The following is a 249-nucleotide window of genomic DNA, read 5'->3' on the forward strand; positions in this document are numbered from 1 at the left end:
GGTCACGCGCATCGTTTGTCCTCAATATGTTCGGGTTTCGTACCAATGTTGCGTCCGGTTCACGACGCCGACGACCAGCAGCATGACGGGCACTTCGATGAGTACACCGACTACGGTGGCGAGTGCTGCGCCCGACTGGAATCCAAACACGCTGATGGCGGTTGCCACTGCCAGTTCGAAGAAGTTGCTCGCACCGATCAGGCTCGACGGACCGGCTACGCAGTGCGCGACACCGAGCTTGCGGTTGAG

1 protein-coding gene is annotated in these 249 nt (G+C 60.2%); it reads right to left on the bottom strand.

Translation table 11 applies throughout. The annotated features are described in order from the left end of the window. Nucleotides 1-21: 21 nt before the first annotated feature. The coding region (locus tag SB822_RS59445) for an arsenic resistance protein (RefSeq protein WP_410859421.1) at nt 22-249 on the bottom strand (228 nt) is incomplete at its 5' end.

The organism is Paraburkholderia sp. SIMBA_054, assembly GCF_046534875.1.
Classification (GTDB): Bacteria; Pseudomonadota; Gammaproteobacteria; order Burkholderiales; family Burkholderiaceae; genus Paraburkholderia; species Paraburkholderia hospita.